At 39.0% G+C, this 15,781-nt stretch carries 17 protein-coding genes; 3 read left to right on the top strand and 14 right to left on the bottom strand.

Annotated elements, in window-relative coordinates; translation table 11 throughout:
* Window positions 1–13 precede the first annotated feature (13 nt).
* The 3 genes from MKY51_RS03940 to typA all read right to left on the bottom strand — a co-directional run bounded on the left by MKY51_RS03940 (window position 14) and on the right by typA (window position 3,053).
* Window positions 14–652, bottom strand: a complete 639-nt coding sequence (locus tag MKY51_RS03940) for a fucose permease (RefSeq protein WP_339175411.1) — start codon at window positions 650–652, stop codon at window positions 14–16.
* A gap of 127 nt (window positions 653–779) precedes the next feature.
* The gene (locus tag MKY51_RS03935) at window positions 780–1,178 is read right to left on the bottom strand and encodes a YlaH-like family protein (protein ID WP_339175410.1); all 399 of its coding nucleotides are present in this window, start codon (window positions 1,176–1,178) and stop codon (window positions 780–782) included.
* Window positions 1,179–1,202: 24 nt separating this feature from the next.
* Window positions 1,203–3,053: a translational GTPase TypA gene (gene typA / locus MKY51_RS03930; RefSeq protein WP_339175409.1), complete on the bottom strand. Its 1,851-nt coding sequence runs from the start codon at window positions 3,051–3,053 to the stop codon at window positions 1,203–1,205.
* Between the two features lie 128 nt (window positions 3,054–3,181).
* Here typA and MKY51_RS03925 point away from each other — a divergent pair, with 128 nt between their 5' ends.
* Window positions 3,182–3,397 (top strand): DUF5325 family protein, encoded by a 216-nt coding sequence (locus MKY51_RS03925; RefSeq protein WP_008403452.1) that lies wholly within the window; start codon window positions 3,182–3,184, stop codon window positions 3,395–3,397.
* A 257-nt stretch (window positions 3,398–3,654) separates the two neighbouring features.
* On the opposite strand, the gene MKY51_RS03920 is transcribed toward MKY51_RS03925, so the two are convergent.
* Window positions 3,655–4,449, bottom strand: coding sequence for an inositol monophosphatase family protein (locus MKY51_RS03920; RefSeq protein ID WP_339175408.1), 795 nt, complete (start codon window positions 4,447–4,449; stop codon window positions 3,655–3,657).
* 142 nt (window positions 4,450–4,591) lie between these two features.
* On the bottom strand, window positions 4,592–4,789 hold the full coding sequence (locus tag MKY51_RS03915; RefSeq protein WP_008403454.1) for a hypothetical protein: 198 nt from the start codon (window positions 4,787–4,789) through the stop codon (window positions 4,592–4,594).
* 177 nt (window positions 4,790–4,966) lie between these two features.
* Here MKY51_RS03915 and MKY51_RS03910 point away from each other — a divergent pair, with 177 nt between their 5' ends.
* Window positions 4,967–5,590, top strand: coding sequence for a DUF1054 domain-containing protein (locus MKY51_RS03910; protein WP_339175407.1), 624 nt, complete (start codon window positions 4,967–4,969; stop codon window positions 5,588–5,590).
* A gap of 206 nt (window positions 5,591–5,796) precedes the next feature.
* Here the strand turns inward: MKY51_RS03910 and MKY51_RS03905 are convergent, their stop codons facing one another.
* Window positions 5,797–6,066 (bottom strand): UPF0223 family protein, encoded by a 270-nt coding sequence (locus tag MKY51_RS03905; RefSeq protein WP_079524933.1) that lies wholly within the window; start codon window positions 6,064–6,066, stop codon window positions 5,797–5,799.
* 22 nt (window positions 6,067–6,088) lie between these two features.
* On the bottom strand, window positions 6,089–7,048 hold the full coding sequence (locus MKY51_RS03900) for a nitronate monooxygenase family protein (protein ID WP_339175406.1): 960 nt from the start codon (window positions 7,046–7,048) through the stop codon (window positions 6,089–6,091).
* 126 nt (window positions 7,049–7,174) lie between these two features.
* On the opposite strand from MKY51_RS03900, the gene MKY51_RS03895 reads away from it, so the two are divergent.
* Window positions 7,175–8,644 (top strand): aminotransferase class I/II-fold pyridoxal phosphate-dependent enzyme, encoded by a 1,470-nt coding sequence (locus MKY51_RS03895; RefSeq protein ID WP_079524929.1) that lies wholly within the window; start codon window positions 7,175–7,177, stop codon window positions 8,642–8,644.
* Window positions 8,645–8,679: 35 nt separating this feature from the next.
* Here the strand turns inward: MKY51_RS03895 and MKY51_RS03890 are convergent, their stop codons facing one another.
* The 7 genes from MKY51_RS03890 to pdhA all read right to left on the bottom strand — a co-directional run bounded on the left by MKY51_RS03890 (window position 8,680) and on the right by pdhA (window position 15,769).
* Window positions 8,680–9,369, bottom strand: coding sequence for an LrgB family protein (locus MKY51_RS03890; RefSeq protein WP_339175405.1), 690 nt, complete (start codon window positions 9,367–9,369; stop codon window positions 8,680–8,682).
* On the bottom strand, window positions 9,332–9,745 hold the full coding sequence (locus tag MKY51_RS03885) for a CidA/LrgA family protein (RefSeq protein WP_339175404.1): 414 nt from the start codon (window positions 9,743–9,745) through the stop codon (window positions 9,332–9,334). Before MKY51_RS03885 ends, MKY51_RS03890 begins: the two co-directional genes overlap by 38 nt.
* Window positions 9,746–9,999: 254 nt before the next feature.
* Window positions 10,000–10,578, bottom strand: coding sequence for a hypothetical protein (locus tag MKY51_RS03880; RefSeq protein WP_339175403.1), 579 nt, complete (start codon window positions 10,576–10,578; stop codon window positions 10,000–10,002).
* A 270-nt stretch (window positions 10,579–10,848) separates the two neighbouring features.
* Complete coding sequence (gene lpdA / locus MKY51_RS03875; protein ID WP_339175402.1) at window positions 10,849–12,261, bottom strand: dihydrolipoyl dehydrogenase; 1,413 nt, start codon at window positions 12,259–12,261, stop codon at window positions 10,849–10,851.
* A gap of 4 nt (window positions 12,262–12,265) precedes the next feature.
* The gene (locus tag MKY51_RS03870) at window positions 12,266–13,654 is read right to left on the bottom strand and encodes a dihydrolipoamide acetyltransferase family protein (RefSeq protein ID WP_339175401.1); all 1,389 of its coding nucleotides are present in this window, start codon (window positions 13,652–13,654) and stop codon (window positions 12,266–12,268) included.
* 18 nt (window positions 13,655–13,672) lie between these two features.
* Window positions 13,673–14,650, bottom strand: a complete 978-nt coding sequence (locus MKY51_RS03865; protein ID WP_339175400.1) for an alpha-ketoacid dehydrogenase subunit beta — start codon at window positions 14,648–14,650, stop codon at window positions 13,673–13,675.
* 3 nt (window positions 14,651–14,653) lie between these two features.
* Window positions 14,654–15,769 carry a pyruvate dehydrogenase (acetyl-transferring) E1 component subunit alpha gene (gene pdhA, locus MKY51_RS03860; RefSeq protein ID WP_339175399.1) on the bottom strand — a complete coding sequence of 372 codons (1,116 nt, stop codon included), beginning with the start codon at window positions 15,767–15,769 and terminating at the stop codon, window positions 14,654–14,656.
* Window positions 15,770–15,781 lie beyond the last annotated feature (12 nt).

The raw sequence follows: 15,781 nt of genomic DNA, 5'->3' as shown, positions 1-15,781 counted from the left end.
TGAAACGAACTTATTAAAATTTAAAAGACTGTTCGTGGAATTTGAAATCGACGAAGCTTTCTCCGTTAATTTTGCTAAGCTGGAAAAAGTTCAAAACCTCTGTTTTTACCCCTTCTAAAACACGTTCTTCATCAACAACATACGCTTCTATCGTAACTGGAATTTCGCCGAACTGTGATTTTAAAGCATCTGCAATTTGCTGAGCTGTCGCTTCCGAAACCTCGTCATCCACTAATAAATGGACAGTCGCTTTTTCCGCTTTCACATTTTCAAGTGCTGTCTCTTCTTCCAAACCTTTCTGAAATACATTCGACATCACTAAAATTTCTTCTCCCACAATTGGTTGAATCAGTTCATTCACTTGCATGTTTACATTTTCACCATAATATTCGCCAAAATATTGACCATCTTTCACTTCAAAATCATACACTATTTTTGATGTTTCCGATTGGACAGTTATTTCAAAATCATCACCGAATGCAGGTGCCGTAGATTTTGTGACAACAAATTGTTCGTTATAAATTTCACTTAATTCCGCAGCTGCATTATCTTCATTTTTCGCAGATAATACTGCAGGTATAAAAATAACGCAAGATATAATAATTATCGCTAAACCAACAATGATAAAGACTTGCTTTTTTGTAAGATTCATTTTACTCTACTCCATTTTTGTTATTATCCCCAGTTATGAATTATAACGCTCCGAATAAAGCGTTTTCAAACAAACCGCCTTAAAAAAAGAAGGGAATGTGTCCAAATTAACACATCCCCCCTCTTTATTAACTTAGTTGTTTCGCTTCTTCACGTTTCTCACGCCACAAACGTGATTTATAAATGATCAGAATTAGCGCAGCTACAATTAAACCTTCAATCATCGGTAAAAATAGAGCTAAAAATGTTAACACGATACATCCTATAAAAAGGAATGCATAGATGATGACATTTCTGCCGAATGAAAGTTTTTTTGCAAAACCAAGTTTGTATACAATTGCCGACATAAGGAATACAAGAACGAATGTTGCATAGCCAGCTATTTCGTAGCTCGGTAAATTTTCGTATAAATATCTTGTAATTCCGGACATACGATTAAACACGTATTCACTTTCATTTGTAGATACAGTTGCCAGTAATACTAAATTAAAATAGCTACCAAACACAGCCATAATATTCAACATCATTCAACCTTTCCTTAATGACGCCAATTAAGCTTCTAACTCAGCGTTCTTTTTCTTTTTAGCAACACGCTCACGTTCACCTTTATCAAGGATCTGTTTACGTAATCGGATTGATTCCGGAGTTACTTCCAGGTACTCATCATCGCCTAAATATTCCAATGCTTCTTCAAGCGTTAAAATACGAGGCTTTTTAATAACATTCGTTTGGTCTTTATTTGCTGAACGGATGTTTGTTTTTTGTTTTTGTTTCGTAATGTTTACAGTAATATCGCCATCACGGTTGTTTTCACCAACAACCATTCCTTCGTATACTTCCGTACCCGGCTCAATGAATAATGTACCACGGTCTTCAATACCCATCATACCATAAGTTGTTGATTTACCATTTTCCATAGAAACAAGTACGCCTTGGTGACGTCCGCCTACTTTACCAGGTACTACTGGTGCATAGTGATCAAATGTATGGTTGATGATACCGAAACCTTTAGTAATCGACATGAATTCAGTTGTATAACCGATTAAACCACGTGCTGGTACGTTAAAGATTAAACGTACTTGTCCAGAACCGTTGTTTACCATATCAAGCATTTCACCTTTACGAGTACCGATTGATTCAATGATAGATCCTACTGAATCTTCAGGAACGTCGATTTGAACGCGCTCGATCGGCTCAGATTTTACGCCGTCGATATCACGGATGATAACTTGTGGTTTAGAAACTTGTAGCTCATAACCTTCACGACGCATGTTTTCAATTAAGATCGATAAGTGAAGCTCACCACGACCAGAAACTGTCCAAGCATCTGGAGAATCTGTATCTTCTACACGTAGAGATACGTCAGTTTGTAATTGTGCACGTAAACGCTCTTCGATTTTACGAGAAGTTACCCATTTCCCTTCGCGACCTGCGAATGGTGAGTTGTTTACTAAGAATGTCATTTGTAATGTTGGCTCATCAATGCGTAATGGTGTTAATGCTTCTTGATGCTCAGTTGGACAAACTGTCTCACCAACGTTAATATCTTCCATTCCTGATACTGCGATTAAATCACCAGCAATTGCTGTTTCAATTTCTTCACGTTTTAAACCGAAGAAACCGAAGATTTTTGTTACACGGAAGTTCTTCACTGTGCCATCTAATTTCATAAGAGAAACTTGTTGACCTACAGAAATTTTACCGCGGAATACACGACCGATACCGATACGACCAACGAAGTCATTATAATCAAGTAATGCTACTTGGAATTGTAAAGGCTCGTCCGAGTTATCTACTGGAGCTGGGATAGCTTCAATGATTTTCTCGAATAGGCATTTCATGTCTTCTTCTTGGTTAGCTGGGTCTGGATCTAATGATGCAGTCCCGTTTACACCTGAAGCATAAACAACCGGGAAGTCTAATTGATCATCATCTGCACCTAGTTCGATTAATAATTCCAATACTTCATCTACTACTTCTAGTGGACGAGCTGAATCTTTATCTACTTTGTTAACTACAACGATTGGTGTTAAACGTTGCTCTAACGCTTTCTTTAATACGAAGCGTGTTTGCGGCATACAACCCTCATACGCATCGACAACTAAACAAACGCCATCTACCATTTTTAAGATACGTTCTACTTCTCCACCGAAGTCTGCGTGTCCAGGCGTATCAAGGATGTTGATACGAGTTCCATTGTAATTTACTGCAGTATTTTTAGCTAAAATCGTAATTCCACGTTCACGCTCTATATCACCAGAGTCCATTGCACGTTCTTCAACACGTTCGTTTGAACGGAAAGTCCCTGATTGTTTTAATAATTGGTCTACTAACGTTGTTTTACCATGGTCAACGTGAGCAATAATTGCGATATTACGAATATCTTGACGTAAATTTGTCATTATTCCACTCCATATTCTTTTTTCAATTGTTTAACTGTGATATTATAGCACATGAAAGATTAAATGTCTTTTCACAATAATTAATTACATTTATTGTCACATATAAAAAGTATATGGAGGTATAAACGATGAATAAAGCAAAATTTGTGATGTTTATCTACGCATTAGCTGCGATTCTTTCAATGATTAGCATTGGATTTGCATTTTCTCTTGTTTTCATGACAGGACCAAAATATGAAACAACTGGCTGGATCGGTGTTATTTTAGGTGTTATCGTAATGTGCGGAATTTTCGGTATGGCATTTAAGACAAAACGTAAATTCAGAGATCAAGGTTTACTATAGAAATAAAAACTTCGGTGTTGTAATCCAAAACCCCTATTTTTCTCTACGAGAAAAATAGGGGTTTTTTGTTTGAAAATTGTTTTCCATTCCGGGTCGGACGCTTTCCGCGGGCGTGGCCTGAGCCTGTAGTCTCAGGCGTCACGCTATTCCCGCAGGAGTCGCCTCCCCTCCATTCCAATCAATTTTATAAAATATCCGTTTCATATAGTGAGTTTTTATATTCTCTAATTAATTTCTACATCTGCCATACTTTATTTTTATTTTTTCACTTCAATATATTTCTCCAAAATTAACTGATGAATTGAAGGGTTGGCGATTAGGAATGTATCTTTCGATAAATAATCGAAATCTTTGCCTTTTAGGTTAGTAGCAATTGCCCCTACTTCTTTCGCTATGATGACGCCACCGCCAATATCCCACGGTGCCAGACGCATGGACATATAGGCATCCAGCTTGCCGCTTACAACAAAGGCGATTTCCATTGCAGCAGATCCGTAAGAACGGGTTCCGCGTACCGTACGGACTAGTTCAATAATTTTTTCATGATTGATGCGATTATTCGGCGTAACCCAGTTCGCATTGATACCGATTACCGCCTCTTCGATTTTCACCGGCTGCAGCTTGCGCAACGGTGAATCATTATACCATGCACCTGCACCTGCAATTGCATTAAATAGATCTTCTCGCATTACATCAAATATGTAGCCCAATACTCCGACACCATCTACATATATACCGATTGTAATCATGAAATGACGGTGCTGCTTAACAAAATTCATCGTGCCGTCAATCGGATCGATAATCCATACAACCCCTTCAAGGCTATCGACCTTTTCACCCATTCCTTCTTCACCTAAAATACGATGGTCCGGATTAAATGCTTTTATTTTTTCAATAAAAAATAATTCCGTTTCCCGATCTATATTCGTTACTAAATCATTGGGATTCGACTTTGTTTCGATTTCAATATTATAGGAAAATGCTGCTCGAATATTTTTTCCCGCTTCAAAAATAATTTCTTTTGCAAATTCATCCAGTTTTTTTATATCCATCGTTCATCCACCTTCCGACAACAATCGCTAGTTTATATATATGTAAAAATAATGAGCGTTTTTGAAGTATTCTCATTATAACAAAAAATCACTTGCTTTCTTACGTCGGCAAGTGATTTTTTATTTTGGAAAGGTTTTTTTGTTACGCATATGCATGTAGACCTTTTAATTCCTCTTGAATTTCTGTTAATCGTTTTTTAGATTTATCAATTTCAGATTGATTTTTATCATTCATCGCCGCATAGAGTGTAGCTAGTTCATAATCCATTTCCAACATTAAAATCTCTTCATATTGCTTTTCAATATCAACTTTGCGTATAATCTTAATCATCTGTTTCATAATAAATCACTTCCTTATCATAATTTTTCAGACTTTATCCACACTGGATAATATAAGTAATTCCTTAAGACATATAGCCTCACCTTTGATATTTTCCGTTGGTATAAAGTTTCTATTACAAGATTTTTTCCCAAAAAATTAATAAAATAAACATAAAACGAAAGGAATTATAAAAATATGAGTATTGTCAAATGGACTAAAGAAGACTTCCAAGTATTTGATATCGACGGTCTGGATGAGCGTATGGAAGCTTTAACTACAATTATCCGCCCGAAGTTCAATGAACTATCCGATACGTTTACAGGGTATTTCAGTGCACAAACAGGAGAAGAGTTTTTCGGTCATGTGGCCAAACATGCCCGTCGTACTGTAAACCCGCCAAAAGATTCCTGGGTTGCTTTTGCTCCTTATAAACGTGGTTATAAAGCTTTGCCGCATTTCCAGATTGGGTTATGGGGTACGCACCTTTTCATCGTTGTTGCAGTGATTTATGAAGCGCCGCAAAAAGAGGAAATGGCACAGCGCCTACTGAAAAATATGCAAGTCATCAAAAATTTATCCGATGATTACGTACTTTCAGGCGATCATATGCAGCCAGATACGATTTCTTTAAAAGAAGCGCGCACCGAAAAGCTTGAACAGCTCCTTATACGCCTGCGTGATGTAAAAAAAGGAGAATTTCTTGTTGGGCGTCGTATACCTGCAGATGAGGCAATTAATATGTCTGCAGAACAGTTTTTGCAATTGGCTGAACAAACTTTCGATGAGCTTCTCCCTGTTTATGAAGTCATCAAAGGTTAATTGCAACCATTTATTATTAATATGTACAAAAGACTGCTAAACATTCCAACAATTTAAAAATAATTTAAAAAATTCTTAATATTAAAATTAAAAGCAGCATTTTCCCCGGATGAGAAAATGCTGCTTTTTGCTGTAATGAAAATCCGTAGCTTTCATCCGTTTCTCGCCTTACTTAACCGATGAACTTCATTCCAACAGCTTTTTCATTACATTCTTACAATTTGCCCGTCCGCTAATTCTTTTGCAAGCTTTACAACACGGTACGGTACATAAGAGCTCGCCTGTTCAAATTCACGGCAAATTGTTTTTTCTTCCGCCTGGGAAGGGACAATCTCTTTAAAACGTTTATAGCGTGCCATGACTAGTTCACGCTTTGCACCTTTTTCGTAAGCCATTTCCACAACTTCAAAAAAGCGTACGACATCCACCATTTCATCTGTCGTCCAGTCCGTTGATAATGGGTATGAATATTCCATAGTTATAACCTGCCTTTAATCATTACTGTCCCCATTTTAAACGGATTTTTTCCGCTTGTACAACCATACGCTGAATTAATTCTTCCACTGATGGTACATCTTGAATTAATCCTGTTACTTGGCCAGCCCAGCCATATCCCTTTGTCGCATCGCCGCCATAAATGAAATTTTTGTTAGCTTCACCGCTTATATATGATTTCAGCGCTTCATATGTAGGCGTTTTATCTTCTACTTCTAAAATTTCATCCGTAAATGCATTGCGGATCACTCGGGCAGGTGCACCGATCGAGCGTTTAATGATCGTCGTATCTGTTTCTTCACTTTCAATCAGGGCGTTTTTATATGCCATAGAAGCATGGACGCATTCTTTCGTCGCAATGAAGCGTGTACCCATTTCAATTCCCTCTGCCCCTAATGCGTGCGCTGCCATCCAACCACGTCCGTCTCCGATTCCACCTGAAGCGATAACCGGAATCGAAACACTGTCGACAACTTGCGGCACAAGCACCATTGTTCCGACATCGTCTCGCCCTAAATGACCGCCGCCTTCTTGCCCGACAACCATTACTGCATCCGCGCCAAGCTGTTCTGCTTTTTGAGCCTGTCGTTTCGCAGCGACGAGTACAAGTTTTTTACATGATGCATCTTTTAATATGTCGAATATCGGTGCAGGATTTCCTCCAGTAATCGTCACTACAGGTACATCCATTTCACCGGCTACTTCGATCATCTTTTCGTAACCTTTTCCATGCATTCCTATTGCAAAGTTTACTCCAAACGGTTGATCTGTCATTTCTCTCACTTTTTTTATTTCTTCTTTTAACGCTTCCGGTGATGGTAAGCTCATAGCGGTAATCTGTCCTAATGCTCCTGCATTGGAAACTGCTGCAGCAAGCTCTGAATAGGCCAAGTATGCCAATCCGCCTTGAATAATAGGATATTGAATTTGCAATAAATCAGTAACTTTTGTTTGCCATTTCATTGTTATTCCTCCTAAAATAATAGCTGTTAATTCATTTGATTGAAATATTTATATAGTCAGCAACTTTAATAGGTGCTATAATTCACTTGTTTTTAAAAAATACTAAATAGTGAGGTGGTACCTGCGTTGTCACAGTTAGAGACTCCTTTGTTTGATGCATTACTTAAGCATCGCAACAGACACCCTATCCAGTTCCATATCCCAGGCCATAAAAAAGGGCAAGGCATGGATCCAGCTTACAGAGAATTTGTAGGCGACAACGTTTTATCAATTGATTTAATTAATATTGCTCCACTAGATGATTTACACGCTCCTAAAGGTGTGATTATGCAAGCACAAAATCTTGCTGCTGAAGCCTTTGGTGCTGACCATACATTTTTTTCCGTGCAAGGTACTAGTGGCGCCATTATGACGATGATTATGACTGTCGTCGGTCCAGGCGATAAAATTATAGTACCGCGGAATGTACATAAATCGATTATGTCAGCGATTGTTTTTGCAGGTGCTATCCCTATTTTTATTCATCCGGAAGTTGACAGTGAGCTCGGCATTTCTCATGGTATTTCACCTGAGTCTGTGGAGCGTGCATTGACGACGTATCCAGATGCGAAAGCCGTACTTGTCATCAACCCGACATATTTCGGTTTTGTTGCAGATTTAAAACGCATTGTCGAAATAGTACATGCACGTAATATTCCAGTAATTGTGGATGAGGCTCATGGCGTTCATATTAAATTCCATGATGAGCTGCCGTTATCAGCAATGCAAGCAGGTGCGGATATGGCTGCTACAAGCACACATAAGCTTGGTGGCTCCATGACCGGCAGTTCTGTCTTAAATGTGAGAGAAGGCCTTGTAACAGCTAAAAGAGTACAGGCAGTATTCTCTATGCTGACAACGACATCGACTTCCTATCCATTACTGGCGTCTTTAGACACGGCACGTCGCCAGCTTGCTGTCCATGGACATGACTTGTTGGATGAAGCAATCCGTTTGGCTAAAGATGCCCGGAAACGCATTAACGCAATTCCGCATCTACATTGTGTAGGGCGTGAAAAACTTGGGACTTCCGCTACTTTTGATATGGATCCGTTAAAGCTGTTAATTTGCGTTAAAGATTTAGGCATTACCGGACATGTTGCAGAAGAATGGTTGCGTCAGAACGCAAACTTGGAAGTAGAGTTGTCCGATTTATATAATATACTATGCTTAGTAACTATCGGAGATTCGAAAAAAGAGATTAATTTACTTGTGAATGCTTTGACACGTATGTCGAAAAACTTCGAATCGGAAGCATCGATTACTGAAACAAATGTTCAAATACCTGAAATTCCTGCTCTTGCCATGACACCGCGCGATGCATTTTATGCTCAAACAGAAAGTATCCCCCTTGCACAGGCAGAAGGGTATATTTGCGCGGAGTTTATAATGGTGTACCCACCGGGCATTCCAATATTTATTCCCGGGGAAATAATTACGCAGAGCAATATTGATTTTATTAAAATGAATATTGAAGCTGGTCTCCCTGTACAGGGACCTGAGGACAGCACATTACAAAATATCCGTGTAATTAAAGAGCGAAAAGCGATTTATTAATATTTCGACAGACAGCTAAATGCTGTCTGTCTTTTTTAAAATAAATAAATCGAAATAAGCGGAATAATGAAAGCCCCTACAACCGCACTAAGCCCCATTGACAGCGACCCGATCGATAGATCTTCTTCACTATACTCCTTTAATTTTGTCAATCCGACACCATGTGAAGCACTTCCCATAGCTACCCCCCGACTGATAGCCGTATCAATTTTAAATAATTTAAATATAACCGGGCCCAAAATGGCACCAGTAAACCCTGCAACCATAACCATTACAGCAGTCAGCGGCGGTATCCCGCCAACAATATCACTTACTTGCATTGCTACAGGTGTTGTTAACGATTTTGGTAATGAAGTAAGGATAAATTCCTTGCTTGATCCGAAAAGTAAAAGCAATGCTACAACACTGATGAGACCCGCAATCATTGCGACAATGATGCTCGTAATAATGGAGTATTTATATTTAAATATAAGCTCACGCTGGTTGTACAAAGGAAATGCCAATGCTACAACTGCCGGACCGAGCATTTTCGATATCCACTGCCCCCCTTCCATGTATGTTTCGTAAGGAATATTAAAAACTAGTAAAATAACAACTGTAATACAAGTCGCCGTTAAAATAGGCAATAAAAGTGGATGACCCACTTTCAAGTACAGTCTGTTCAGCAAAACAAAAAGAAAAACAGTGCTACTTATGATGAACAGAATTAGCAGTAGATGCAGCAATCTTCTCTTCCTCCTTCATTTTACGTTCCTTTCTTTCTATTAATTTACTGACCTTACCGGTAATCACCAGTGCAAAAATTGTACTGATAATAACAGCTAAAACAAAAAGCCCTCCCGAGATCGTTAGCAATTCAGGATAATTGATAACACCCACTGTTGAAGGAATAAAAAATAATGTTAAAAATGCCAGCATAAAACTTGCACCGTTTTGTATGTATTTCACATTTAATATTTTAAAGTAGAGAGCTAGCCACAATATAAGCAACCCGATAATACTCCCAGGTATAATAATACCGGTAATTGAAACGATAAATTCACCTGCCAGGTAAAATAAAATGATAATGCCAATTTGAGCAATAGTACGAATAATCTCCACCTGTTAATCCCCTTTCCATAAAATTTCCTCATTATTCATTGGGAGCCCCTACTTATAGAAGTTTCACTTTATTGTACGTCTATTAAAAATATCTGTCTATTTTATTTTCCTGCTATAATTTGAACCATTCCTTGATATTTAAAGTAACAGGAAAAGCTACCTTGTTTAACTAATACAAGGTAGCCTCCGTAAATATTTACTAGTTAAAGTTATTTAATTTTCACCTGTTTTGAATCATTGAAAGGCTGTTATCATTAATTTTTCATTTCACTTGTTGTCTTTAGCTGGACATTTATCAGTGATCCTAAAACACGTCTTAAAACCAAAGTCAGTTCAGGTACCGTTGTATTCTCAGAAATTACTTCTTTAGCAAATTGGATTGTCTTACTTATTTGATCGACAGATTGCTCTGTCAGTTCATTGTACGGAATTTGATTGATGTTGAATAGAATCGCCTTCATTGTATTGCGTAAAACGAATTCTGCATTTTGGGTCGAAATTTTTCCATTGCTATATTTATAATGTGATTCCATTATTAAAGGGCATGTTTGAAGGTTCCCTGCGGCCGTAATTAGCCCGTCATAAGCTTGCGCTATATCAGTATACTTTTTGTTAATAGCATTGACTATGGCGTGCTGTAACAGCTCATAAGAATCTATTGTAAAATCATCTTTTTGCACTTCAAGCAGCTTTCTTACTAATACATCAAGTGCAATTGTGGCAAATCGATCTGTTTCACCGACGAACTTTTCTTCTTTTGGCTCCATTAATAGTACAACTGCCGATGATGCCCAATCACTTTGCAGTTTCTTTTTTTCACCCGAATTATTCATACCGCGACAACTCCCTTAATCAATGAAATCCTGCAAGCAGTGTGACTCCTGTAATTAGCGCTTCTTTCCCAATTTATTCGATTGCCATTAGATTGTTTGTTCTACCTTTTCGACTTTTCAAATGTATGTTTCAGTTATATATAACCATATTTCACAATTTAGAAACCTTTTTATTATATAGGAAAATTATTTTTTCGTTGTGTGCTTATTTCCGATTCATAGCCAAAAAAAACACTGCCCATTTAAAATGGACAGTGTAAATTTCATAAATTATTTAGTTACAATGTGGATTGGGTTGCCTAGTAAAACTTCAGCAGCTTCCATTGTAATCTCACCTAAAGTTGGGTGTGCATGGATTGTTAATGCGATATCTTCTGCAGTCATACCGCCTTCAATAGCAGTTGCCATTTCAGCAATCATATCAGAAGCACCAACACCAACGATTTGAGCACCAACTAATAAGCCGTCTTCTTTACGTGCTACTAGTTTCACGAAGCCTTCTGTTTCGTTTAATGCTAATGCACGGCCGTTTGCAGCGAATGGGAATTTAGCAGCTTTCACTTCTAAACCTTCCGCTTTTGCTTGCTCTTCAGAGTAGCCTACAGTTGCCATTTCTGGATCTGTGAAGCATACTGCTGGAATTGCTAAGTAGTCAACTTCTGATGGTTCACCAGCGATTGCTTCTGCAGCAACTTTACCTTCATAAGAAGCTTTATGAGCAAGTTGTGGACCTGCAACGATATCACCGATTGCATAGATGTTCGATACTGAAGTACGACCTTGTTTGTCTACTTCCAATAATCCGCGTTCTGCGAACTTAATACCTACTTCTTCTAAGCCCATTTCATCCGTATTCGGACGACGACCAACAGTTACTAATACGTAATCTGCTTCAACAGTTTTTTCTTCGCCGCCTACTTCATAAGTAACGACTACGCCGTTTTCGCTTTCTTCTACGCCTTTAGCAGATGCGTTTACTACAACTTCAACGCCTTTTTTCTTAAGACCTTTTTTAACGATTTGCGTCATTTGTTTTTCGAAGCCAGCTAAAATATCTTTACCGCCTTCGATAATTGTTACTTGAGAACCTAAGTTAGCATATGCTGAACCTAACTCTGTACCGATGTAACCGCCACCGATAACTACTAATTTACCTGGTACTTCAGGGAATGATAACGCACCAGTTGAGCTTACTACACGCTTTGTAAATTTAAATGTCGGGATTTCGATAGGACGAGATCCTGTTGCTAAAATAGCGTTTTTGAAAGTATAAGTTTGAGCATTATCGCCGTCGATAACACGTACAGTGTTTGCATCCACGAAGTAAGCTTCACCTTTTACGATATCTACTTTATTACCTTTTAATAAGCCTTCAACGCCGCCAACTAATTTTTTAACAACGCTGTCTTTAAATGCTTGTGCTTTAGACCAGTCTAATTTCACTTCAGAAGCTGTAACACCCATATCATCTGAATGTTGAGCATTTTCAAAGCGGTGACCTACTGAAATTAAAGCTTTTGAAGGGATACAACCTACGTTTAAACATACCCCACCTAATGCTCCACGTTCAACGATTGTTACCTTTTGACCTGTTTGTGCTGCACGGATTGCTGCTACATAGCCACCAGGGCCAGAACCTACTACAAGAGTATCTAGTTCGATTGGAAAATCTCCTACTACCATTTTTTTACGCCTCCATTAATAATAATTGCGGCTCACTTAATAAACGTTTTAAATGATTTAAAGCGTTTTGTGCAGTCGCACCATCGATCATTCGATGATCAAAGCTCAATGATAATGCTAACACATGTGCTGCTACAATTTCACCATTTTTTATTACTGGTTTCTCTGAAATACGACCAATTCCTAAGATCGCCACTTCAGGGTGGTTAATTACCGGTGTGAACCATTGCCCACCAGCTGAACCGATGTTTGTAATTGACATTGACGCGCCTTTCATTTCGTGCGTCGCTAGCTTACCATCACGTGCTTTTACAGCCAATTCATTAATCTCTTGAGATAAGCTGAACACTGACTTACGATCAGCATGCTTAATTACAGGAACTAATAAACCTTTTTCTGTATCAGCCGCAATACCAATATTATAGTAATGTTTTTGAATAATTTCTTGTGTCGCATCATCAAGCGAACGGTTGAAATCAGGATATTTACGTAAAGTCGAGATTAAAGCTTTCACAACGTACGGTAAATACGTTAATTTAATACCTTGCTCTGCTGCAATATCCTTGAATTGCTTACGGTGTGCAACAAGTTCTGTTACATCCACTTCATCCATTAACGTTACGTGCGGAGCCGTATGTTTTGAATGTACCATTGCTTTGGCAATCGCTTTGCGGATACCGCTCATTTTTTCGCGTGTTTCCGGGAACTCGCCTTCAAGCGCAACAGGAGCAGCTTGTTTTGTATCTGTTTGTTTCTCTTCTGCTTGCGACTGTTGTGTCTCATTTACTTCTTCTGTTTCAGAAGCTGACTGTTGACCTCCGTTTAAGAAGCTCTCAATATCTTCTTTTAACACACGGCCATTTTTGCCTGTACCTGAAACTTGCTGAATGTCGACACCTTTTTCACGTGCATACTTACGAACAGAAGGCATTGCGATAATGCGTTTACCTGAAGATTCTGTTTCAGATGCTGATGCAGCTTTTTCTGTTTCAGCAGGAGCTTCCGGCTGAGCAGTATCTGCACTCTTATCCGCTTTCGTTTCTTCTTTTTTCACATCTTGGCCAGCCTCAGCAGTAGACTGTACTTGTGCTTCTGTTTTGTTTGATTCATTTGATTCGTGGTGGTCATCACCTTTTAGTTTTAAATCTTCATAGCCTGGTGCATCAAAGCGGATTAAGGCATCCCCGACAATCGCAACCGTTCCTTCTTCTACAAAGATTTCTTCTACTGTACCATCAACTGGTGACGGAATTTCAACGACTGCTTTATCATTTTGAACTTCTGCTAAAATATCGTCTTCTTTTACTTGATCGCCAGGTTTAACGAACCATTTGACGATTTCACCTTCATGAATACCTTCTCCGATATCTGGTAAACGAAACGTAAATGCCATTTATCTCACCCTCAATTCTTAGAATGTTAAGACTTTCTTTGCAGTTTCCATTACATCTTTATACGTAGGTAACCATACACCTTCCGCTTGTGGGAATGAATAGATTGTATCTGGTGCTGCTACACGTAATACTGGTGCTTCTAATGATAGAATCGCACGCTCTGTAATTTCTGCGACTACGTTTGCCGCAATACCTGCTTGCTTTTGCGCTTCCTGAACAACAATTGCGCGACCTGTTTTTTCAACAGATGCAATAATCGTTTCGATATCTAACGGCTGAATTGTACGCAAATCGATTACTTCCACTGAGTAGCCTTCTTTTTCCAATTCTTCTGCCGCTTTTAGACTTTCGTGAACCATTAAGCCGTAAGCAATGATCGAAAGGTCCTTCCCTTCACGTTTCACATCTGCTTTACCCAATTCTATTGTATATGACTCTTCCGGAACTTCTTCACGGAATGAACGGTATAGTTTTAAATGCTCTAGGAAAATAACCGGATTATCATCACGGATCGAAGCAATTAGTAAACCTTTTGCATCATATGGTGTTGATGGAATAACTACTTTCAATCCTGGTGATTGAGCCATCAATCCTTCTAATGAATCCGAGTGCATTTCAGGCGTATGAACACCACCGCCGAATGGAGAACGGATTGTTACAGGTGCATTATACGTACCCCCTGAACGGTATCTCATACGAGCCAATTGTCCGCTGATCGAATCCATTACCTCGAATACGAAGCCGAAAAATTGAATTTCAGGTACTGGACGGTATCCAGTTAACCCTAAACCAACTGCTAAACCACCGATTCCTGATTCTGCAAGAGGCGTATCAAATACACGGTCAACGCCGAATTCTTTTTGAAGACCTTCTGTTGCACGGAATACCCCGCCGTTTACACCAACGTCTTCACCGAATACTAAAACGTTCTCGTCATTTTTTAATTCGCAGCGTAATGCATCTGTAATTGCTTGAATCATTGTCATTTGTGCCATGGCTTATTTCGACTCCTTCTCTTTATAAATCGCATACTGTTCTTTTAAGTTCGCCGGCATTTCTCCAGCGTACATATTTTCGATTAATTCCGTAACTTTTTGTTTTGGTGCTTGGTCTGCTTGTTTAATAGCATCTTTAATCTCTTCTTTAGCACGTTCAATTACTGCTTCCTCTTTTTGCTCATCCCATAAACCTTTAGCTTCAAGGAATGTACGGAAGCGTACTAATGGATCTTTTGCAGCCCATTCATTGTCGATATCCGTTGTACGGTAACGTGTCGGGTCATCCCCTGCCATCGTATGTGGTCCGTAACGGTAACACATAGTTTCGATTAATGTTGGTCCTTCACCACGAACAGCACGGTCACGCGCATCCTTTGTCGCTGCATATACTGCTAATGGATCCATTCCGTCTACTAAAATACATGGAATACCTGCCGCTACACCTTTTTGTGCAATCGTTTTAGCAGATGTTTGTAATTCACGTGGTGTCGAAATTGCATATTGGTTGTTTTGTACGATGAAGATCGCCGGTGATTTGAATGCACCTGCAAAGTTAATTCCTTCGTAGAAATCACCTTGTGATGAACCGCCGTCACCTGTATAAGTAATCGCAACTGTTTTTGAACCACGTTTTTGTAAACCAAGTGCTACACCCGCAGTTTGGATATATTGTGCACCGATAATAATTTGTGGTGCCAATACATTTACGCCTTCAGGTACTTGGTTACCAACGAAGTGACCGCGGCTGAATAAAAATGCTTTCCATAATGGTAAACCGTGCATAACGATTTGCGGAACATCACGGTAACCTGGCAAAATCCAGTCTTCTTTTTCCAAAGCATAATGTGATGCAAGTTGCGAAGCTTCCTGACCCGCAGTCGGTGCATAGAAACCAAGACGTCCTTGACGGTTTAACGAAATCGAACGTTGATCTAAAATACGTACGTAAACCATACGTTCCATCAATTCAACTAATTGCTCGTCCGTTAAGTCCGGCATAGCCGCTTCATTTACTATTTCACCCTGCTCGTTTAAAATCTGGAACATTTCAAACTTACTTTCAATTTCCTGTAACGTTCCAGCTGGGTCCAATTGATTCTTCATTTTTTCTGCCATTGTTTACATCCC

This window comes from Solibacillus sp. FSL R5-0691 (assembly GCF_037974225.1).
Lineage (GTDB): Bacteria > Bacillota > Bacilli > Bacillales_A > Planococcaceae > Solibacillus.
This window is presented reverse-complemented; position numbering and strand designations above follow the sequence as displayed.